This window comes from Tolypothrix sp. PCC 7601, assembly GCF_025677855.1.
Taxonomy (GTDB): Bacteria; Cyanobacteriota; Cyanobacteriia; order Cyanobacteriales; family Nostocaceae; genus Aulosira; species Aulosira diplosiphon.
Map to the genome: position 1 here is coordinate 7,682,377 of NZ_CP064879.1, position 23,282 is coordinate 7,705,658.

Below are 23,282 nucleotides of genomic sequence, written 5' to 3' on the forward strand. Positions count from 1 at the left end.
GGCTTAAATGTTGCTCTAGAGATTAATTTTATCAGCGTTTATCTGCGGTTAATTTTTTCCCATCTAATGCACTACTTTAGTCTAGACACGCCAGTAGTGGCGTGGCAAGCCTTAAATGTTGCATTAAAAATCAATTTTATCCGCGTTTATCTGCGTTCATCTGCGGTTAATTTTTCCAATCTAATGCACTATTTTAGCCTTGCCACGCTACTACATAAAATTTGTACTTATTTAGATAATAGATATAACTCCAAAAAAGTTTTTAAACATAAATATTTTGTGAGCTATACGTCTCAATTACTAATCACTTGTGTGTTCTACAAATTGCAGCACAAATGGTAAAAGTATTATGAATTATTTCTTTTTCTTGCGAGAAGTTTTACCTGACTTCTTCTTTGCAGGTTTAGCTACTGGTGCAAAACCACGGGAATTTTTAGAATCATCCACAGATCCATCAACAGAAGCAAAATAATCCATCACCTCTCGCGGAGTGAACCTGCGTTCTGGGATTTCTGCACGGGTTTTCAGCCCCATTGCAACTTGTACTTCACCCCAGTCACCCGCAATAAAAGGAACTACACAATTAGCCGCAAAAGCTTGCTCAATTACATCCGCAGACTCGACAGCCTCTAAACTAATTAAGTTAGAAACGAGAAAGGCATTAAATTCCGCATGATTGCTAGCAAATAGCGCTAGTTGTTGGGTAATAACGTTAACACACTCAGTTCTTGCTTCTGGGTAGTGCTGGCCGATTTGACTAATACAATCTGCTGCTGTAGTGCGAGCATAGATATGATATTGATCGTCAGCCAGATAAGCACTCAGTGCGGGAATTGACACCGGGCCAATCATTTGAAATACTCGTGGCATTTCAGTGCTAACCCAGTCAAGATCTTCTAGTTCTTCAAACAGAGTTAACAGTGGTGCGATCGCATCTTCTGCTTTTAATTGTCCTAGCGATCGCCAAGCATGAATTGTAGACCAAACCTCATCACTATCAGAATCAGCCCATATGAGTTCTTGATCAGTGAGCATCCGAATTAAATCGGGTATATGCTCAGGTTTAAGACCAAGTTCTGCTACATAATTTGGCCATTCTTTGTAGTTGCGACAATCACCATAGCTCAAAAGGCGATCTACAGGAGGTGGATAGCTGGCTGCGGTCATGTTAACTTGTTGAGTCCTGTAATTGAGATTACCATGCCCTTTGAGCAGGGAACGGAAAAAAGTACGCTATTCTGCTTTTAAGTTGCACAATCAATCGTGAGGGCTGTTAACTGTTGACGGTTGACAGTCAACGGTCAACAGTCTTGATTAGTAGTTATGCAATTTAGACGCGCATTAGCTTAACAGAGACTTCTTGGAATATTTTGAACTACATTTTGAGGACATAGCAATGCTGTGTCTCTACATACAGCTTTGGGTAAATGAGGTAGAGATAATTGTACCTCACCAACTTGCAATCTGCTGTATTTCCAAAATTTTGAGTCTACTTCAGTAGACTTGAGCTATTAGCCGGAAAATGAATTCTCGGGTCTTGCGGAATGTGGGTTATAGACATTGCTTATTTAATAATAATATAGGGATACCAGGGAGAATAAAAATTTTTATCCCGTGCATCCCTAACCACTTCAAATTGTTAAATTTATGGCGCGTTCAGCTTGCTGATATTGCACGATATTATCAAAGAATTCACATTTAAGTTGCATCATTTCCCACTTAATATTTCCACTACAAAATATTTTTAAATATTTGATCAATGCAAAATAGATGTGGGTTAACTGAATCAAATAATCTTACATATTTTCATGCTGATTTACACTTTTCATTGATGACAAATCTGAGTAAGAAAAATTGCGTAGAGATAACATCATGGAGTTAATACGTTCAGCTTGTAGCTTCATTGATAACAGGATTTTAGGTAGGTGATTAGTCAGAAAATCCAAATTGATTGTTTCTGTTTGATAACAAATTTCCCCAGTAGGGTGAGGGTAATACAACTGGTAAAGACGTATCAGTTCTAGCAGTTGATGAGTGTAGTCACTGAGATCAGAAAGTTGAGCATAAATGAAATTAACGGGGTTTCTAATTTCTTGTGCTACACCTAATGCCCATAGCCCTAAGCTAGACATTTTTTCGCTTTTAATTAGTTGTGCTTGTGTTTGTTGGATTTGCTGTAGGGCTTGTACTAACTCTTCGGCTTGGGCTTTCGCAGCAGCTTCTGCTGTGCGACTGCTTTCATATAATTGTGCTTGTTGAATAGCGAGTACTGCTTCATCTGCAAGATGTTGCATTAAATCCATTTCTTCATCTTGCCAATTTCTGGGAGCAAAACATTCATGGGCAATAATTAACCCCCATAATTGGTTACTCATCGTGATTGGTACAATCAGATTTGCTTTAATCTGCAGGCTCTGTAAAAATTCTCGATGACAAGGATTCAAATCTTCGGAAGCTACATTGTTGATTGCTCTAACTCTTCCCCTGACGTAAAGACGAGCATAGTCTTCAGGGAAGCATTCTAATGGGGTTTTCATCCCCAAAATAGAACGCAAGTTATTGTCTGTATCTTCAACAACTACTTCACCTTCTAATTTCTCGAGAATCTTGTAAATTAATACCCTGTCTGTTTTCAGCAGCTTCCGCACTTCCCGCACAATAGTTTGCAAGGTAAGTTTGTAGTCCAAATTACTACGTATTTGATTGGCAACTTGCTTAACTACCCTAGTCAGTTCTAAAGATTTTTGCAGTTGGGCGGTGCGTTCTGCTACTAAACTTTCTAGATTTTCATTAATAGCTTGTACCTGTTGGTACATTTGCTGTTGTTGAATGGCGATCGCAAATTGATCGGCTAAAGCTTGCGCTAAAGTAATTTCTTCTGGCTTCCATTGGGGTGCTTGTCCTTTTCTTTGCTCTAACCAAGCTGCAAATGAAAGTTGGGGTAGCTTTTGCTGCTCATTAGTGTCGCGGTGTCCCGCCCACATAATTTCTATTTCAACTTCCTTGCGGAAAACGCTTAAAACTCCAAGAAAATTTTGACGGTAATTTAGGGGAATTAATAACATACCCCTAATTTGAGTAGATTGGAACGCAGGAGCTAACTCTTCCCAATGTGGCTCTTTATATAAATCAGTAATTGCCCAAATATTACCTGTTTTGCTCTCATTCATCCAATCTTGCCATAAAGAGTGTTCTTCCATGACAATAACGGCTGATTCATTTGGCAGTGACGGTTGTTCACCGATGGTGTAAGACTCTTTAGTTGACTCGATATAAAGTCTGCCACCTACCCCACCCAAGGTATTAATCGTTGCTTCTAGCGCAGTTTGTAATTGAATGTTGGATTGAGAATGTAAGAGATTGGTAATTTTATTAATCACAGCTTCTCGCTGTTGTTCAGCACGCGCTTGACTGAGTAGGGTACTGTGAGCGATCGCTACTGATATTTGATCGGCAGCTTGCTGTACTATTTGTAGTTCTTGCTTCACATCTGTTCGCGGTGTACTGTGGTGCGATACCAACAATCCCCACAGGCGAGGTCTTGCTGTTTGCTCTTGGGGATCGTGATGTAAAATTGGCACCACTAGGGAAGACTGCACACCCATTGCTGTTAAATATTGAATATGGCAAGAGTCTACTGCTCGATAATAAATATTTTCACTACTCAAGGATTTACCAGTATCGGGACTATCTAGCGGCGATAGCCCAATTCGTCCATTGGCTACATTCACAATTGAACGTTGTCGCGCTCTGAGAAACATATCACGCGCTTCTTGGGGAATGTCCCCTGCGGGGAAATGCAAACCTAACAGTGATGGTAGACGCTGTTGATGTATAGATTCAGCAACCACTTCACCACTACCGTCGCTATCAAATCTATACACCATTACCCGATCTGTGCCCAGAAAGGAACGAATTTCTGCAACACTGGTAGTTAATATCTCTTTAAGTTCCAGTGATTGCCTAATCCTAGCGGTTATACGATATAGTAATCCTTCTTCGCCTGTCCCTGCTGCGAATTCCTGTGAGTACTCAGTCACTGCTGTCATGTATTTCTACGTAGGTATAATGTATAAGTACGTAGACACACCCTGATGTTTGCTACTACAAAGCCTGCTAATCTTTTGGATTGTGATTAGCTGCCTTGCGTAATTTTGCACACTATTTGCACATTATAAAAATTTATCAGTTTTAATCACCTCATTACTACAACATTTCCTGCATTCAGTATTGTTGCGGTTGATGAAGTAAAAAACTGTGCCAATTCTACTTATTTATACCCATTATCGAAATATGGTAGCAGATATTCCTGTCTCCAAAGGCTGAAATATGAATAGGGATATTTTGTATTTGAGACCTCCACAAAAAGAAATGCCCAATTGTCATTGCGAATGTAGCGTTCGCGTAGCGTCCCGTTCGCGTAGCGTCTCCGTCAGGAGAAGGGAAGCGAAATGAAGCAACCGCAAAATATTGGGATTGCTTCACTACACTCCGTTTCGCTCGCAATGACAGCTTTTGGATCAATCATTCTGTGGAGTTCTCTTTGCAATTGCTTCAGCTGATATTTAGCATCGTCTCAAGGACTTATAACTTACAAAATATCCTTGTTTAGGGAAGCTAATACCAATTTGAAAAAAGAATGCGATAGATTGTAGGGGCACGGCAATGCCCATAGGTGTCAACTTAACGCGAAACCAGCTTTGTAGCAAGGTTTTTGCCCTCACCCCCAACCCCTCTCCCGGTGGGAGAGGGGAGCAAGAGATTTAATTCCCCTTCTCCTGGGGGAGAAGGGGTTAGGGGATGAGGGCGAAAGTTTTGTACAACGCCTGCCCTATATAGCTTTTAGCTTAAGTTGACACCAATGGGCAATGCCGTGCCCACTAGAATATATTAATGTGTCGCCAACATGATTTGAATTGGTATAAGGTAGGCAGGAGATGCCTAAAATCGGATGAGTGGTGAAAAATATTTGTATTGGCTGTTGACATCAACAGTTAACAATCAACAGCCAACGAATCTGATCGCTATTGTGTAATTGAAAAACTAAATACGTCACTTTTGGCGGCGTACATAGCTAACCCCATCAAGCCAGATGACACTTTTGGGATCTTTGGGATCGGTAATTAAGATGCGACGCTCGCTTGAGCCATCATCGTAATTGATGTATAGCATCAGCCCTTCAATGCGATAGCGACCGCGCTCATTAGGTGCTATGCTGCCGGTAGCAAAAGAGTCATTACTAGCACCAGCACCTTGACCACGCATGACTCGGCCATCGGGCGAAAAGCTATATTGCTGCCAAGCTACAACTGACTGGCTACCTCCAATCGCAACGTTACCTGTGCCAGAGAGTGAGCGAAATAATCCGTTGAGCTTAAAGTTATTCGGCAATTTCGGATATGTCTTCGAGAAAGGTAACGCTTCCCAACCGTCCTTACTTGCCAGTTCTATTTTGCCACCCTGACTGCGCCAACGTGTCCATTCGTCTGGTTTGGCGCGTTTGTGAGCTGCAATCCCACCGCTAAAGGACAGCCCTTCGACGTTGGTGAGGGCATCACCGTTGCGAAACAGCACAACAGGATAGATATCAGTAGTTAAGAAGCCACCAATACCCATAACTGTACGTGAATTGAAACCAAAGCTATCAATTTGCTTCACAAGTTCGTTGTCCGATGAGGAAGTAACAGGCTCTGGTTTTTTGGCAGCAGGCTGTTCTGCTTTTTTGGGTGTTTTGGGTGGTTTACTTACTGGCGAGAGCAGTTGTGGCGATACTTTGGCAAATTGAGCCTCAGGCATTCGGGACACCGAAAGCGCCACAGAGCAAGGATTGATATTGGCGTTTTGACTGGTGATTTGTTTGGTAATGATAGACAGAGCTTGATCGAGTTGTTGCTTTTGGGTGGGGTGCTGCTCGAGTTCAGGTAAGCGGGCGCGGATTTGAGCGACACCGTTGGTAGTTTCCCACGCTTCGACTTTAGCAGCATCGTTAGCCGTGAAGCCACTACCTTGCTTGCATTCCGTGGCAAAGTAATCGAATGCCATCACAGTCAGAGCGGCTTTCATAAATGGCTCACCTGTGACATCAGTATTTTGTGCGTAGGCACTCTGCATCGCAGTTAATGACATCACTAGAGTCATTGCCATAGCATTTACTCGCATAAAAACTTCCGTATCCTCACTTAACGGTTTAATTGAACGGCAGTAGATATGTTTAGCACCCATAAGTGCAAATTATCTCTGTTTTTTCCACTCTCATGAACCGTTATACCGCGATCGCTTAACAATTATTTATCCTCTGGGCTGTACAGATTGTAAGCGGTGCGATCGCCAAAAAATTCTCAACTTAGATGTAAACCACCATCAACAGGTAATGCGACTCCAGTAATAAATGCAGCTTGGGGAGAGCATAAAAAAGCTACGGCTGCACCAATTTCCTCCACAGAAGCCCAACGTTGCATGGGTGTATTTTCAATTCTATTTTTCATAGCATTGCCATCTACTCCACCTCTATCAGCAGTGGCAAATTCCCACGCGTCAGTTTTCACAAAACCAGGAATAACTACATTGACTGTGATTTGTCTCGGCGCAAGTGCTTTAGCATAGTTTCTCACTAAAAACTCAACAACTGCTTTAGCTTGACCTGGCATGACATAGTCTAATCTTGGCGTTTGAGTATTGTTACATCCTGGAGAAGAGATTGCTACTATATAGCCGTTTTTGTCTTCCATATAATTGATAGCTTTTTCGACACATCTAATCAAGCATTTAGGATAGACATTCTGATAGTAGTCGTACTTATCAAAACTATTCCACTTACCAGTACCTAATAATCTAGTTGAATCATTAGTAGCTAAAATCGCTCTTTGAGATTGAGAAGATGTGGTTGTTCCCACATATAAACCAGCATTATGAATTAATGCTGTCAATTTCCCGCCAAAATCATTTTCTACATATTGAAATATTTTTTCAATAGTAGATTCTTCTGCTACATCGCCTTTAATCAAGCAAACTTTGCTGCCATAGTTTAATTCCAGTTTAGCTTTCGCAGTTGAGGCCGCTTCTTCATTGGAATTAAAGCCAAGTATCAAATCATAGCCATTTTTTGCCAAATGCTGCGATATTCCCCAACCAATGCCACGGGTGCCACCTGTAACTATTGCTAGTTTTGATATCATAATTTATCTCAATTAAGTTAAAAAACTAAAATTTCGGGATAGATTGTACTGTACCTATCCTGAAATTTTATTTGTATATAAATTAGCAACTAACTCAATCAAAGACAATTATTGTAATAATTTAAAATAAGCAATTATCTTTTTTGCTCAATTAAGACTTATATAAATTCAGTCTTTATACAAAAAGATTTATAGGTGGTTTTGGTAAACAGAAGTAGCCAGATAGAGGCACACAATATTTATATTTTAAAATTTAATGCATATTAAAAATTTTTATTAAGATGATACGCCTTCAGGGACTTCCAGAAAATAAATTATCTAATATACTCCAAGATAATTTTCTTTCTCCCGGACTTCTAGCGCTGCGGCCATTTCGTTAATTGCTTGTGCTAATTGACCCAGTTCCCTGGATATATCAGCCAGTCCTTGCTACCCAAGGTCTTGGCTGTTTGCATCAAAGATTGTATTTGCTTTAGACAAAAGACATCTCCACTTATCCAAGCAGCTGCGATCGCCAAAAAAGTAACTGCACCTAAACTAATTAAGTTTTGGATAATAAACTATCAGCATTAGCCAAAATTTCAGATGTTGGAATCCCAACCCTAATAGTTAGAGTTGTTGCCAAATTGAGTTTTGGAGGCTGAAAAATGCTGTCATTCTCTAAATAAACTTTATGTATTCGTAGAGCAAAATGTAATCTCTTAAGTAAAATTTATGCTAATACACTAAAAGTATCAAGTTAAATTCTGAAGTGGTAATCGATTAAGTACGACGCAATTTTAAGAGCTTTATCAAAGTTACCGAACCGCATCTATATTTAAGTATTGGTCATACTTCCCAAGGAATTTTAAATTTAAATTTTATTTATAAAAAAAGTGGGGGTAAAAACCTCGCCCCTCATGGGCGGCTTTGTTTTACTGTTGCCTGTTGCCTGTTGCCTGTTGCCTGTTGCCTGTTGCCTGTTGCCTTTTATTACCTTGATAAATAGCCATATTGCTACAGTCAATTAATTCCGTAGATTTACCACAACATAATTGGTAACCCTGCAATGAAAGAAGCTATACTAGTCCACAAAGTAAAGCGTTCAAGATTGCCTTCATCTAGCGCAAGACTCATTTGTTTTAGGGATGATAATAATGCTACTAATAGCACAAGGAAGAATGCAAAATATCTAAAAACAATCATAACCTGCGATACTTACTTTTAAAGTCAACCTAGTAAGTTTTTAACAGTATATTTCACACTTTTTTGTTGCCTATTTAGCGCTTTATCGGCTAAAATTTTAAATTCAACAATCCGTACAAGAATTGGGAAATCATTTTTTAATTTCAGAAACTGGTAACAGGATAGTACTAATGTAAAAATGTACTTTGGTCTTCATAAATTAAATAGTAATGCTATATACAAATATGAATCGAAATTTCATATGCTTACTGCTAGCTATTAAAATGCATAATTTAAAAATATAAATTGATGAGAGTACAATTTTATAAATACATCCAATTCTTAGGAAGAAGCATCTAAACCATAATTTTGATATAGAGTTTTAATTTTATTTTGAATCAGCGATCGCACATTTTCTGGCGCAACAATTACACAATCTGGTGCATATTGCATGACTTCCCGAATGAACCAAAAAGTATTAGAAACACGCCTAACAACACGTTTGACTTTTGCTGTATCTGGTAGCCATTCATTGATTTTGTCTTCGAGTTTGGCTTGATAAGCGAAGGCTAAACCAGCTAAAAGATGCATTTCTACCTCTATCTCTGCTAACCCAGAACGTCGCCACTCACCAACAATCGGTGAAACAGCAGCATCTTGAATCCTGTCTAAACGTAAACTCCAATTATGCTGTAAGTCTTTTACATCCAAGTTACCCTCAGTCTCTTCACACCAGCAATCAAGATATTGACGCTTTTCGTGGGGCGTAACTTTGGCGTAACGGACAGTAAAATTCCAGATATGCTGTCTCGCATCTTGATAACTCAGTTGAAAGGGTTGCTCTCGTAAAATGTAACGGTCTATTTCTAAACGCCAAGCTGGTGGTAAATTTCCTAAAAAGTTTTCGATTTCGCTACGCAGAGGTATAGATAGTTCGCTACGCTCAAGTAATAATTGTGCTATTAGTTGCGCTTGCTCATTTTGCCCAACATCAGCTAATGCAAGCATTGCTCGGTGAACAGCACGGAGGCGCGATTCTGACCAGTCGTAATTTTTACCAATAATTAAATGATGACGAGCGATCGCTTCTATTAGTTTAGAGATATTTGGGCGATCGCCCCACTTCATCCCAAATTCCAGCGCTAAGTTTTCTAACTCGGCTTTATCTCGTTCTGATATCGATAAAGTTATAGACTGACCCTTTCTACTCATAAATTTGTCCGTATATTTTGTCCGTATTGTCTCTTGCCAACTTCTATTTTGCGTGCCAATATTGTTTTTAACAACCTGTTACGGACACTATTTAAGTTTATGTCCGAAAGTTACAAAATTAATCTCAAATCTGTTTATTCGCAAACAGTCCCCACGCCCAAAGGTGTACAATTACCCCAAGATTGGTCATTATCTTGGCATCAAGCAGCCACTTTAGAAGCCTTACGCGATCCAAATATTGATGTAATCTTCAACACCGCCATGACAGGCGATGGTAAAAGCTTGGCTGCATATTTAGAAGTGCTTCAGGGTGAATCTTCCGCTATTGGACTTTACCCAACTAATGAACTAGCGCGCGATCAAGAAATACAAATTCAAGGATATATTGCAGCATTTCAACCTGTAAATCAACCCCGTGTAGTGCGACTCAGTGGCGCTGATTTAGAAATATATGCCGAAAATGAAGGCTTAAAGAAAAGTGCTGCGATCGCAACTCTCACCAGCCAAAGAGAAGCATTATTAACTAACCCTGATATTTTCCATTATTTACATCGCGGTGCTTATATTATTCGTGGCGATAGTCCAGATAAATTATGGGGCAGAATCGATAAAGATTTTGACTTATTTATTGTAGATGAATTTCATGTATTTGCTGCTCCCCAGATTGCCAGCATTATTAATACGATGTTATTAATTCGCTGCACAAACCGCCGTAAAAAATTCTTGTTTCTTTCAGCCACACCAGATAAAAATTTAATCGCTAAACTAGAAATAGCAGGTTTTCGCTGTCGAGAAATCAATCCTCACGAACAAAATAAATATCAATTCCCTGATACTGAAGCACAAGAACAGCAATTAAAATCTCAGGGATGGCGGCAAGTAGCACGACCAATCGCTTTAAATTTTATCCCCTTAGAACCAGCTTTTAAATCTTCAGAAACTTGGTTAAAAGAAAATGCTGATTTAATTGTCAATCAATTTCAGCAATATCCAGGTAGTAAAGGAGCAATTATTCTCAATTCCATTGCATCCGTCAAGCGGCTAACTCCATTTTTTCAAGAAATTTTACAGCCTTATGGTTTAAAAGTAGGAGAAAATACCGGACTTTCTGGAAAAGCAGTAAAAGAACAAAGTCTTGCTGCTGACTTAGTTATTGGTACAAGTACAATTGATGTAGGCGTTGATTTTAAAATTAACTTTCTAATTTTTGAATCATCCGATGCAGGTAACTTTATTCAACGTTTAGGTAGATTAGGCAGACATGATGGCTATGACAAAGAAGGGCAGACAATTCAGTTTGCAAATTTCACAGCTTATGCGCTAGTACCTAACTTTTTAGTCGAGCGTTTATTTCAGGTAGAATCTCCACCTTTAACAGTTAATTGTATTTGCGATCGCCCGTTTTTACAAAACACTATTAAAGAGCAATATCGCCAAATTAATGATTTTCAGGGATATTATCGCCGTTGGGGTGCTGTACAGTCTTTTTGGTTATGGTATCAATTAAGCGATCGCACTATTCAACAACAGTATGCCCAAAGCCGAGATAAATTTCAAACAGTCAGCGAGCAAGTATTTAATACCAGTTTGAAATCTATGGCGGGACGGATTAAAGGATGGGCTAAAGAATGGCAAGAAATCTCTGGAAAATCAGGAAATCCTATAGCTGAAGATGCTGCTAGTTTTCGCGGTTCTAGTCCTTTGCAATGTGGTTTGTATGACTTAACCGAAGCCAACGAAGTAGATAGGTTTAAAACCTACGACTTACCCGGAATTTTGAGCAACTTAGACATTGAAATGTGGACTGAGGCAGGATTTACACGGACACTGAAAGAAACCGCACAACGCACCGGACAACCTATTGCTAAAGGTAGATTTGCTCACTGTCTAGCATTTATCAAGCTGCGTTCTTACCGTGAGGAAAGGTTGAACTGGAAATTTACTTACCCCGGCGACTTACAGCCAATAACAGACGCTTGGAAAGTCCAAGTTTTAACAGGTATAGAAGTTTGGCAACCAGAAAACCAATGGATTAGGGAGATAAACAAACGCTTAAAAACACAGGGTTTGGTATGTTATGTGCTTCGCCGTCCAGTTGCAGAAGTGCGAATGCGGCTAAGACTACCAATGCATTTTCAAATTTACCCTATTAGCGACCAGTACAGCGTTCATGATGCTAACACACCGTATGCGATCGCGTTTGGTCACTCTGCACTACTGCTAGATACGCTGGCGTACACCTTTAAAGGCAAAGGAGATGAGATATGGATTGCATGAGGTTTCTATCCCTCATAGGGATTGTGGTCAATGTGACGGAGAAAAAACTTACGCCAGTAAGTTCAGACGTATTTATTTCAATCCCTAATAGGGATTAATTACCTCACTGTTCTATAGTGGGTCTCCGTCTAAATATTAGATTACCAAAAATCGAGGAGGTAATAATAGCCATCTAGTTCTGACATATTTAACTTGTTAAATAACTCTGCACTTAATGACTTTACACTAGTTATCGTTTTGGGTAGCGTCTGATCATACAGTCGTCAGAGACAGTAGACAAATGAAAAGGTACAAAAAAACAAAGGTTGAACTATTGATTGAAGTTCTACGAGATGGTGCATGGCATCTAGGTGATGAACTAGCTGTAAAAGTTGGTTATCGTTTTGGAGATGCAGTGAAAAAAGCTCGTACACTGGGTTACAAGATTGAGACAGACTGGGCAGGAATCGGACAAAAACATAAATACCGATTACTAATAGTCTAAAGTAAATCTAATTTTTTTAGTTTTGCTTAAATAACTCAAAATTTGCTCAAAAAAGAGGGAAGTTCATAAAAAACTTGCGGCGTTAAGTTCAGGCATAGGCAACCTCAGCTCCCAGAAGCACATAAGCAGACGGCTGGCATGAGTAGTTTAGCTATAGAGCAAACCTCAAGCAGTAAACCTTAATTAATCCTTCCCTCTCTTTTGTAGGGTAATCATGAACGAACAACAACTTTTGGAAAGAATCACAGTCAACCCCAAAATATTTGGCGGTAAACCTATTATTCGAGGTCGCCGTCTAGGAGTTGAACATATTTTAGGGATGCTTGCAGCAGGAGATACTATCGAAACCTTACTAGAAGCTTATCCCTGGTTAGAACGAGAAGATATACAAGCTTGTTTAGTATATGCACGTCAGTGAGTTCGCGATCAATAAGTTGAACATTTACTACTATGAGTAAACCAATTCCAGATGATTACAGAAATCTACTAGTGGAAGTAAAACAACGCATACGTTCTGCCCAGTATGAAGCACTAAAGGCAGTTAATAAAGAACTCATTGCGCTGTACTGGGATATTAGGCAGATGATTGTTACTCGACAACAGGGAGATAGTTGGGGTAAATCTGTAGTGGAACAGTTAGCAAAAGATTTACAGACAGAGTTTCCTGGTATTAGTGGTTTTTCTACTCGCAACATTTGGCGAATGCGAGATTTTTACCTAACTTATCACTCTCAAGAATTTCTGCCACCAATGGTGGCAGAAATTGGATGGACTCACAATATAGTCATTTTAGAAAGGTGTAAAGATAACCAAGAACGGGAATTTTATATCAAAATGACTCGTAAGTTTGGTTGGACAAAGAATGTTTTGATTCACCAAATTGAGAATCAGACTTATGAAAAAACTCTGCTAAATCAAACCAATTTTGACCAGACTGTTTCAGTAGAGATTCGCAATCAATTGAAACTTGCAGTTAAAGATGAATATACTTTTGAATTTTTGGAACTAGCAGATGAACATAATGAACGACAGCTAGAGGAGGCAATTTTAACAAGAGTTGAACCATTTTTACAGGAAATGGGTGGAATATTTGCTTTTATCGGTAGTCAATATCGCTTAGAAATTGATGATGAAGAATATTTTATAGATATCTTATTATATCACCGCAGTTTAAAGTGTTTGGTAGCAATAGAACTGAAAATAGGTAAATTTTTACCTGAATATGTCGGTAAAATGCAGTTTTATCTAGCTGTTTTAGATGACAAAGTAAGGCTAGCTGATGAAAATCCTTCCATTGGAATTATTCTTTGCAAATCTAAGCAGAGAACGATTGTTGAATATGCACTGAAGGAATCTAATAAACCAATTGGTGTAGGAACATATCAAATAGTTTCAACACTACCTCAAGAATTAAAAAATCAGCTTCCGGCTCCTGAACAAGTTGCGAAATTACTCGAAGGATTTGAATAAAGTTTTAGAATGAGCAAATGAATGTTGACGATTATTCACAACATAGGAGTATTATCAAATGCAAAACCACACTCCAACAATTACAGAACTTCAAGAACTTGCCTTACAACTTCCTGAAAAAATCCCTTACTTAAAAATGTTAGTGCTATTTGGTTCTAGAGCTACTGGTAATGCAAACGCAAAAAGTGACTGGGATTTTGCAGTTTTGTGTGATGAAGAACAGCGTGAAGCTTACATAAAAAATAATATTTCAGGTTTGTTTGAATTACCTATGTTGATTGGCGAAGTATTAAAAATCAATTCTGACAAAATCGACATTGTAGAACTTAATCACTGTTCTGAATTAATAGCACATTTTGTTGCTCGCGATGGCAAAGTTTTGTATGAATCTGAAGCTGAAGAATTTGAAAAATTTAAACAAAAAGTATTACTAAGCAAATCAGAGCTTAAAAAAATTGAACATATTAAACGACAAAACATTGAGCAGTTTCTCCAAAGATGGGGTGTATGAAAAATATAGATACTGTAATTGTTACGACTCGGTTAGAATTCATTGCTCGTTATCTTGACAATCTGAAAAGATTCGAGGCAATTACTTGGGATGATTATCTCAATAATATTGATAATCAATTAATTACAGAAAGACTGCTACAATTAATGGCTCAAGCTGCGATAGATATTAACGATCATATCTTGTCAAAGCTAAATCCAGGAAATTCAAATACTAACTTTGAAGCTTTTATTGAGCTTGGTAATTATGGTGTGATTACTCCCGAACTAGCAAAACAATTGGCACCATCATCTGGATTAAGAAATCGCCTAGTTCATGAATATGACGATATAGATCCGCAGCAAGTTTTTAGGGCAATTAGTTTCGCTTTACAGCAATATCCACTGTATGTCAGACAAGTCAACTCATATTTAATTTCTTTGAGTGAAGAGAATGGCTAAAAAAAGTAAAGCTGCAAAAGCTTCAAATGAATATCAGCAATTATCACTTTTAGATATAGAAAACACTGCAAATTCCGAATCATCAGATGAAGATTGGTTATCAGGTGATTTTGGTTTTGATAGTGATGACAATCGCACTATCATAACTAAACAAAAATTACTCACACTCAAGCTACTGCAAGAAGCGATTACAGCGCAAAATCCTGATGATATAGTTATGGCAGATTTTGCTGATTATGTTTTACCTAATCTGCTAAAAATAGCAATTGGTGTGACAGCTAAAGGTGGTAAATTCTTTGATGAAATAGACCAACAGCGAGAAGCAGCAGGTAAAAATAAAGTTAGACGAGATAATGCAGCCGATCAATCACTCAATACACATTTACTTAATGGTTTATTTCCGGCAAATTTAATTGAGAAACGCTTAGAAAAGCTAGATACAACTATTAAGCGCGTAGTCAAAGAACGAGAACGGCGCTTAGTGATTGCTGGGTTTATTTTACATGACTTTGAAAAATTTCCCGATGTACCAGAAAATTGCCGCAAATTAGCTTTAGCAGAACACCGCCAAATTATTGATGAAAAAGTCAAACAACTAGGACTCGATCAGTTTATCAATCCCGATAATCCAGAAGATTATACAGAATATCTCGACGATTTATTATGCTTGGCTTACAATGCTCAACGCCGTTGGGATACTAACTGGAATTTTTCAGAATTTGGCTTAAATCCTGTTCTGAAAGACCGTACTCTTCGCAGCCTTGCTGATTTAACTTGTTTAGCTGATTCTCTTGCTTCTATTATTAAACATCCCCAAGATGCAGAAAATCCCAGATTGCAAGAAATTATTCATAATCTCAGCGATGGACAACTGAAATTTACCTATCATCGTATTGCAGAAAACCGAGGTGTTTTAACTAATGTTGTTAATAATGCCGTAATTCAAGCTTATACTAGCCTCAATACCGATGAGCAGATATACTATGAACCTTTACTATATCTGCCAACAGGTGTAATTTATCTCGCTGCGCGTAACGCTCCTTCTCTATCTGCAAAAGATTTACCAGATCTGGTAGTTAATAATATTAAATCTCTTTGTGCAGGACAATTAAAACGCAGACAAACAGGATTTGGTCGTGATGGAAAAGGCATGAAATATGCCGAATATTACAACTTATTTTTTGATTCTCCTGGACTAATGAAAGTAGCTTTAGATGCGACATTACGTATTTTAAGTTCTACTAAGCCATCTGTTGCTAAAAGTCGCAGTGATAACTTAGTCAAATTTCAACAACAAGGAGTTTTACCTGCTGAGTTTGATTTTAAATTTACCGATGATATCCGCATTGACCAAATAGCAGAATTTGGCGATTTAGTCAGTCGTAAGATTTGGGATGAAGCCGTTAATCGGATTGAAGCAATTCGCAAAAAAGATAAAAAATTACCCGCAATACCTGCTTTTGATTTAACTCATAAAGTTGCTGAATTCTGGAATTTAACACAACATCTCCCTGAGATTCGCCACATTCAGCGCATTAATGAAAGCCTGAAAGAAAACAAGTTAAAAGGTAATACTGGTGGCGTACCTTATGAATGGTATTATCTCGCCGCTAAATATTTAGAAGCACATCCAGGCGTGGAAGATGTCAGGGAAGTTTGCCAGCAAGTTATTGAATACTTGACAGGTTTAATTTCTCCCATTCTTGCTCAATATCAACTACCTGATGGCTGGGATGATTTAAGACAATGGGTATCAAGAGTGGTGATGTTGCCAAATACAAGTCAACAACAATCAACTCAAACGCAAACTGAAAACTTTCTCAATGAGTTAGGTAACTATAATGCTGCTAAAAAACCAGGAAGGGGAAGACAATTAATCTGTTCAATTTCTCATTCTGCTTACACAGTAACCGAGCAGATGGAATCAGCAGTTTTATTTACACCGCAAGTTTATACAAATAAGCAAATGTTAGGCGGTTCTAATGCGAAGCGCAATATTTCTAGTATTGCAGGTGTGGAAATGATGCTGCGACAAATTTTGATGAATCAAACTCAAGCAGTAGGTAAACGTTTTGAAGATGGTAAATATCGCTATCTGTACTTTTATCCAACTTATTACTTTACCCCCGAAACTAATAAGTTTTTACAAAAGGCTTATAGTGGTGTAGCTCAAACTCGCTTTGATACTAGCATCCGTAATCATTTTATCACCAAAAATTTTCAAGCGCATCTAGATAAAGAAAATTATCAAAATGTAGATAGTTTCTTAATAGATGAAAATCTTGATAGTGAAAAAGACCGAACATTTAAGCTTGCTTATCCTGAAGACCAGCCTTTAACATTTTATTTCATGGCGCTACCCCCTGGAAGAGACAGTACAGATACGGAATCCTGGGTTATGCCTACCTGGTTAGCGTTTGCTTTCCCGATGATTTTAGATGTCAAAACTGTAGTTTCAGAATCGCCAATTCCACCTTTTAATGATGGTGCTGAATTTGAAGAAAGCGTGTTTCTTGATAGTGCGCCTCATGCTTTTCGCGCTTTGGTAAAAAGAGATAGGTTCCGTTTAGACTACATTCTGGAAGGTTGGCAAGAAAACGGTATTCAATACCCTGCTCCCCTTAATGTTTTGACTGCTGCTTACGCCATTCATTTAGATGTGAATGCGCGACAAGGTAAATCTGGTTATGATGCCAACTGGGGAAGATTTAGCGAATTAGCGAAGGATTTAGAAACTAGTCCCTTGTATGTATTTTATTATCTTAATCGTTGGGCACGTAACCAGGGAGTTGACTCAGCCAGAGTAGAAAAGATTCGGCTTTATGCCTATCATTTTTATCCTTGTTTTGACCCTTATGCAAAATTTGACTACACCAAAGAGGAATTAATTGTGGGAGAAGAATCAAGTCTCAATCATCCTAAGAAATTAACGGAACTTTATCGCCGCTTTTATAGAGCCAATAAGCGATATAATCCCAAAGCTAATGCTGTATTAAAACCGATTGATATTGCATCTGAAACTATACTTAAAGCTGAGTTAAGTGTATTTCGGGGTGAAACATTAGTTACAGCTGTAGCCGCCGAAGTTTTTAAACTCATGGATCGCGTTCATTCTTCGACTGCTGAGGGACGCTGGGTAATGAGTAAACGGGAGGAAGAACGACAAGCGATTTTAGATTTTGCACAGTATTTTGTAGTTGAAGTATTTGAAAAATCTTTTGCAGGCGATCGCGCGCGTTTAGCAGGCCGTCAACTCAACTTAATTCGCGATACTTGTGAATTTCTATATCGCCTAGAAGACGACAAAGAAAACTTAGAGAAAAATCAAAAATCTTCAGAATCAGATAAGGAATAAACACCAGCTATTCTCAGCTAATAACTCTGCTAATTGCATCGAAATAATCATATTTTTTGGAGAAATATTATGGCTTTGCTCAAAACCGTTGAATCTAAATTATTTCAAACAGCAATTCCCTACAAACCAATGGGTAAATATGTCCACTTTTTAACTATTCGCATCACTGAATCATACCCATTATTTCAAACAGATGGCGAACTCAATAAAGCCAGAGTCAGAGCAGGAGTTAAAGATAAAACTACAATTAGCCGCCTGTCAATGTTCAAACGTAAACAGTCAACACCAGAACGTTTAGTTGGACGAGAATTGTTGCGTAACTATGGCTTGATGACTGCTGAAGAATGCGAATACAACGTTAATTTTGCAATGGATAATCCTGATTGCATTATTTACGGATTTGCAATTGGCGATTCTGGCTCTGAGAAATCAAAAGTTGTGGTAGATACAGCATTTTCAATAACAGCTTTTGATGAATCACACGAAACTTTTACCCTCAATGCTCCTTATGAGAATGGGACAATGGCTTCTAAAGGAGAGGATGGTTCTAAACCTGGGGAAGTTACTAGCAGAATTAACCAACAAGACCACATCAGACCGCAAACTTTCTTTCCTAGTATTGTTACATTAAAAGACCCAACTGAAGCTAGTTTTCTTTACGTCTTTAATAACATCTTACGAACTCGCCATTATGGAGCGCAAACAACCCGCACAGGGCGTGTAAGAAATGAGTTAATTGGTGTAATCTTTGCTGATGGAGAAATTACTAGTAATTTACGCTGGACTCAAGCAATATACGATAAAATGCAGGCAAATAATAGTATCAATTCTCCCGAACCTTTAGATGAAGATGATGTTATTACTGCTGCTAAAAGTGCGATTGAAGAATTAATGGCTGATGAATTTATTGTTCACACTGACTTTATTGGTGAGACTTTCGTACCCTTGCTAAGTGAAGTTAAAACACTCACAAATAGCGAAGCAGGCATAAAATCAATTTTACAAAAAGCTGATGCAGAAGCTAAAGAATACGCTAACAAACACATCAGCAAAAAGAAATCGACGGCTAAAGCAGGGTAATCGCTATGCCAATTATTTATTGCTGTCAATTAGAATTACACGACAGCCTTTATTACGCTACTCGTGAAATCGGCAGATTATACGAAACAGAAGCGGTAATTCATAATTACGCACTCTGCTATGCATTAGGTTTAGTTGATAGCGAAGTTTACTCTACCAATGTAGCTGAAGAACATTCCTATCGTTACTTTTGTCCTGAACAGGTTCCCAAATATGAGGAACATTTAACGCCGCTAAATCAGCAGGAAATTTATGTTACACCTGCGCGTGCAGTTAATCATACTGCGATTCTTAATACATGGAAATATGCGAATAATAACTACCATGTAGAAATGGAGAAGACGCAAAAAAATATTCCTAGCTTTGGTAGAGCGAAAGAAATTGCACCAGAAAGCCAATTTGAGTTTTTTGTAATTTCTCAAAAGCCAATCAAGCTACCAAAATGGATTCGCTTGGGTAAATGGATGAGTAAGGCTGAACTAAGAATGCAAGAAGTTACAAAAATCAATTTAAAAACCGATAACTTTTCTTTCCCTTACCCATTGAATCCTCTGGATGTAATGTTTACCCATCAAGTTATTAGCTATGATGTGATAAATATGCCCCCAGTAAGTCTGATTCAAAATGTAAGTATTTGCCAAGGCGAATATTACGAGTTGGAACATCCCAACACAAGTGCAAAATTACGCTTACCTGCAAAAATGCAGTATCGACTTAAAGCTTAATTTCTAGCGGTGGGCAATCCCCACCCTACATCTATCATTTTAAATTATTCATGCCTTACAGCCTTGTTTTAAATCTCGTCCCCCAGTCTCCCATCTACCCAGAATTTTTGAGTGGTAGACATTTCCATGCATTATTTCTCACTCTCATCAGTTCTGTAGATCCAAGTTTAGGAGAATATCTGCACTCATCAAATGCAGATAAAGCCTTTACTCTTTCACCATTGCAAATCCAACGACAACCCAAACCACATCACCAAACGTTGCAATTTATCCATCAAAAACCTATTGCGGCTGGTACTCCCTGTTGGTGGCGTGTCTCTTTACTTGATGATACTTTATTTAGCAAATTAACCCCATTGTGGCTAAATCTCAACCCAGAACATCCTTGGCATTTAGGTTCGGCAAATTTATATATTACTCAAATTCAAGGTACAGCGCAATCAAAGCAACCTTGGGCGAATGCTTGTAATTATGCACAACTTTACGAACAAGCATCAAATAAAGAGCGCAATCTTAGCTTTAATTTTGCTACGCCTGTATCCTTTCGTCAAGGTGGATATGATACTTTTCTTCCGGTAAAAGAATCTGTATTTAATAGCTTACTTAACCGTTGGAATAAATATAGTGGCATAGAAATTTCTAGTATTCCCATTGAATCCATTTATCCGAGTGCTTTTGACATTAATACAGAAGTTGTCAGTAACTATGAAAGTAAGTTTATCGGTTGTGTTGGTGCAATTAGCTATCGAATTTTAGGCGATATTGAACCTTTAGCAATTAAGCAAATAAACGCTTTAGCTGATTTTGCATTATATGCAGGTTTAGGGCGGAAAACAACAATGGGGATGGGTATGGTGCGTAGGGATTAGGAAGTAAAAAGTAAAAAGTAAAAAGTAAAAATATAATCCCCATAAATTTAGGGACTCCATACCATTGTGTTTGTTCTTTCTTTTACCTTTTAACTCCTGTGGAGTTCGCCAGTTGCTTTATGCCGACGGCACTTCCTTCAAGTCGGCAAAGCCGCCCAACGGAGTGCCTTGGGAACCCGTCCACCGCACTGGCTCACTTTTTCCTTTTGCCTTGTTTAGAGAGGGGGAGAAATGTTTGTGAGTAATTTATGGCTACTAGATAAATAAATTTTTGCAATAGATCAATTAAGTTATGAATGAAATTGATTACATTCCAATTGCGGCGTTAAATCAATATGCTTACTGCGCGCATCGCTGTTGGCGGATGTTTTGTGCGGGAGAATTTATCGATAACCAGTATACAATTGAAGGTACCAGTTTACATGAGAGAGTGCATACTAATGGTGATGGATATCGTGAAGAGACTTGGCAGATACGGGCAATTTGGCTGAAATCTGATAAGTATAAACTGATAGGTAAATCTGATTTGATTGAATCTGAAAATGGCAAATTTTATCCTATTGAATACAAGCGCGGTCGCAAGGGTGAATGGGATAATGATGAAATGCAAGTCTGCGCGCAAGCTTTGTGTTTGGAGGAAATGACGGGGAAGAGTATCAGCACAGGTTATATATATTATGCACATTCACATCAACGTCAGTTAGTAGAAATTAATGATGAATTGCGGCAAAGTGCGATCGCAATAATTGAAGCTGTTCAACAATTGCTATTTACAGGTGCAATGCCAATACCCGTAAAAACAAAACGCTGCGATGGTTGCAGTCTTTACCCTTCATGCATACCACAAGCAACCGATAAAGTCAAGCGTTATCAAGAGCCACATTAAGCAGACAGTAATTCGTAATGTAGGGTGTGTTGTCGCGCAGCGCAACGCACCGATATACCATCAATGATTCCGCAAATCTTCCTATTGTTTGTAATTTACTTTGAGATTTGATTATGGGCACAGTTTATATTACCCAAGAAGATGCTTTTATTGGGAAAGTAGATGAACGTTTGAATGTTAAATTTGAGAAAAAGACGATTTTAGATGTACCTTTGCTCAAGATTGATGGTGTTGTAGTTTTAGGACGCGCGACTGTTTCACCTGCTGTCATTTCTGAATTGCTTGAGCGTCATATTCCGCTAACATTTCTGACTCATACGGGTGGTTATTTGGGACGCTTAGAACCAGAGGTTACTAAAAATATATTTGTTCGCAAAGCTCAATGGCAAGCAGAGGGAGAATCAACCCAGGCGATTCACTTGGTACAAGGTTTTGTGCGCGGTAAACTGAAAAACTATCGGCAGGTTTTACTGCGCCGACAGCGCGAATCTACAGATTTGGATTTATCAAAGAATATAACTCGCATTGAGCAGGCGATCGCACCAATTGAAACGACTCATAATATCAATTCGCTGCGAGGCTTGGAAGGTGCTGGTAGTGCGGCTTACTTTGGCTGTTTTTCTGAGCTAATTCTGGTTCCAGAATTTGATTTTAACGGTCGCGTCCGCCGTCCGCCTACCGATCCGGTGAATTCTTTACTTAGCTTTGGCTATGCGTTGTTGCGTCATGATGTGCAAGGCGCACTAAATATTGTTGGCTTCGATCCATATTTAGGATACTTGCATTGCGAACGTTATGGTAGACCATCTCTCGCACTAGATTTAATGGAGGAATTTCGCCCCTTAGTTGTCGATACAGTAGTGTTATCTGCTTTAAATAAACGCTTGCTGACACCTGCTGATTTTGTCACTGAACCTTTAAGCGGTGCAGTTTCTCTCACTGCTTCGGGACGAAAAACATTTCTACAGTTATACGCACAAAAGAAGTTATCGGAATTTAAACATCCGGTATTTGGGCGTAAATCTACTTATCAAGAAGCCTTTGAATTGCAAGCTCGATTATTAGCGAAATACCTCATGGGTGAAATTGAAAAGTATCCACCTTTAATTTTGAAGTAAATACAAGAGAGGACAATTGCAGATGAATGTTGTTATATCCTACGATATTTCCGAAGACAAGCGCCGCACAAAGATTCATAACATTCTCAAGTCTTATGGGCAATGGGTGCAGTATAGTATTTTTGAATGTCAGTTGAATGATACCCAGTACGCCAAACTGCGATCGCGCTTGCATAAGTTGATCAAAACTGATACAGACAATATCCGTTTTTACTCTTTATGTAGTTGCTGCTTTGGTAAGGTTGAACGTATTGGCGGTGAACCAGTCCCCGATGATACTATTTTCTTTGCCGAATGCGCGGAGGGGTAGGTGTGGAAAAACTAGTTCTCCCAAAAAGTAGGTGAAACTATTTCTCTGTAAGGCTTTCAAATTTTAATTGATGTCCAATTACCCGCGCGCCTTACAGAGATAGACTTTCAGCAATTTCGGTTTTGCGTTTTCACTATTGCCCGTGTTATTATGGCGCTATCCGCGCAACAGAACCTTGAAAACTGCATATAACTTGACTTTTGGGC

At 38.6% G+C, this 23,282-nt stretch carries 18 protein-coding genes; 13 read left to right on the plus strand and 5 right to left on the minus strand.

Annotated elements, in window-relative coordinates; all coding sequences use genetic code 11:
* Positions 1-354 precede the first annotated feature (354 nt).
* The 5 genes from HG267_RS31125 to HG267_RS31145 all read right to left on the minus strand — a co-directional run bounded on the left by HG267_RS31125 (position 355) and on the right by HG267_RS31145 (position 9,551).
* Positions 355-1,167, minus strand: a complete 813-nt coding sequence (locus HG267_RS31125) for a hypothetical protein (protein ID WP_045870805.1) — start codon at positions 1,165-1,167, stop codon at positions 355-357.
* 629 nt (positions 1,168-1,796) lie between these two features.
* Entirely contained in the window at positions 1,797-4,049 is a 2,253-nt protein-coding gene (locus HG267_RS31130; RefSeq protein WP_045870806.1) for a GAF domain-containing protein, read from the minus strand.
* A gap of 1,003 nt (positions 4,050-5,052) precedes the next feature.
* Positions 5,053-6,222, minus strand: coding sequence for a hypothetical protein (locus HG267_RS31135; RefSeq protein WP_228045440.1), 1,170 nt, complete (start codon positions 6,220-6,222; stop codon positions 5,053-5,055).
* Between the two features lie 116 nt (positions 6,223-6,338).
* The gene (locus HG267_RS31140; RefSeq protein WP_045870807.1) at positions 6,339-7,175 is read right to left on the minus strand and encodes an SDR family NAD(P)-dependent oxidoreductase; all 837 of its coding nucleotides are present in this window, start codon (positions 7,173-7,175) and stop codon (positions 6,339-6,341) included.
* A 1,506-nt stretch (positions 7,176-8,681) separates the two neighbouring features.
* Positions 8,682-9,551: a helix-turn-helix transcriptional regulator gene (locus HG267_RS31145; RefSeq protein WP_045870808.1), complete on the minus strand. Its 870-nt coding sequence runs from the start codon at positions 9,549-9,551 to the stop codon at positions 8,682-8,684.
* Between the two features lie 99 nt (positions 9,552-9,650).
* Here HG267_RS31145 and cas3 point away from each other — a divergent pair, with 99 nt between their 5' ends.
* From cas3 to cas2, 13 genes are all read left to right on the plus strand, one after another.
* The gene (gene cas3, locus HG267_RS31150) at positions 9,651-11,828 is read left to right on the plus strand and encodes a type I-D CRISPR-associated helicase Cas3' (RefSeq protein ID WP_045870809.1); all 2,178 of its coding nucleotides are present in this window, start codon (positions 9,651-9,653) and stop codon (positions 11,826-11,828) included.
* 280 nt (positions 11,829-12,108) lie between these two features.
* Positions 12,109-12,312 carry a hypothetical protein gene (locus HG267_RS31155; RefSeq protein ID WP_045870810.1) on the plus strand — a complete coding sequence of 68 codons (204 nt, stop codon included), beginning with the start codon at positions 12,109-12,111 and terminating at the stop codon, positions 12,310-12,312.
* Between the two features lie 214 nt (positions 12,313-12,526).
* Positions 12,527-12,730 (plus strand): DUF433 domain-containing protein, encoded by a 204-nt coding sequence (locus HG267_RS31160; protein ID WP_045870811.1) that lies wholly within the window; start codon positions 12,527-12,529, stop codon positions 12,728-12,730.
* Between the two features lie 32 nt (positions 12,731-12,762).
* Complete coding sequence (locus HG267_RS31165; protein ID WP_045870812.1) at positions 12,763-13,782, plus strand: YhcG family protein; 1,020 nt, start codon at positions 12,763-12,765, stop codon at positions 13,780-13,782.
* Positions 13,783-13,840: 58 nt separating this feature from the next.
* Positions 13,841-14,293: a type VII toxin-antitoxin system MntA family adenylyltransferase antitoxin gene (mntA, locus tag HG267_RS31170; protein WP_045870813.1), complete on the plus strand. Its 453-nt coding sequence runs from the start codon at positions 13,841-13,843 to the stop codon at positions 14,291-14,293.
* Entirely contained in the window at positions 14,290-14,733 is a 444-nt protein-coding gene (gene hepT / locus HG267_RS31175) for a type VII toxin-antitoxin system HepT family RNase toxin (protein WP_052335210.1), read from the plus strand. The genes mntA and hepT overlap by 4 nt, the downstream gene beginning before the upstream one ends.
* Entirely contained in the window at positions 14,726-18,088 is a 3,363-nt protein-coding gene (gene cas10d, locus HG267_RS31180; RefSeq protein ID WP_045870814.1) for a type I-D CRISPR-associated protein Cas10d/Csc3, read from the plus strand. Before hepT ends, cas10d begins: the two co-directional genes overlap by 8 nt.
* Before the next feature lie 69 nt (positions 18,089-18,157).
* Positions 18,158-19,168: a type I-D CRISPR-associated protein Cas7/Csc2 gene (gene cas7d / locus HG267_RS31185; RefSeq protein ID WP_045870815.1), complete on the plus strand. Its 1,011-nt coding sequence runs from the start codon at positions 18,158-18,160 to the stop codon at positions 19,166-19,168.
* A 5-nt stretch (positions 19,169-19,173) separates the two neighbouring features.
* Entirely contained in the window at positions 19,174-19,893 is a 720-nt protein-coding gene (gene cas5d, locus HG267_RS31190) for a type I-D CRISPR-associated protein Cas5/Csc1 (RefSeq protein ID WP_045870816.1), read from the plus strand.
* 50 nt (positions 19,894-19,943) lie between these two features.
* Positions 19,944-20,762 carry a CRISPR-associated endoribonuclease Cas6 gene (gene cas6 / locus HG267_RS31195; RefSeq protein ID WP_045870817.1) on the plus strand — a complete coding sequence of 273 codons (819 nt, stop codon included), beginning with the start codon at positions 19,944-19,946 and terminating at the stop codon, positions 20,760-20,762.
* Positions 20,763-21,054: 292 nt separating this feature from the next.
* Entirely contained in the window at positions 21,055-21,648 is a 594-nt protein-coding gene (gene cas4, locus HG267_RS31200; protein ID WP_045870818.1) for a CRISPR-associated protein Cas4, read from the plus strand.
* Between the two features lie 113 nt (positions 21,649-21,761).
* On the plus strand, positions 21,762-22,766 hold the full coding sequence (gene cas1d / locus HG267_RS31205) for a type I-D CRISPR-associated endonuclease Cas1d (protein ID WP_045870819.1): 1,005 nt from the start codon (positions 21,762-21,764) through the stop codon (positions 22,764-22,766).
* A gap of 22 nt (positions 22,767-22,788) precedes the next feature.
* The gene (gene cas2, locus HG267_RS31210) at positions 22,789-23,076 is read left to right on the plus strand and encodes a CRISPR-associated endonuclease Cas2 (protein WP_045870820.1); all 288 of its coding nucleotides are present in this window, start codon (positions 22,789-22,791) and stop codon (positions 23,074-23,076) included.
* Positions 23,077-23,282: the final 206 nt, after the last annotated feature.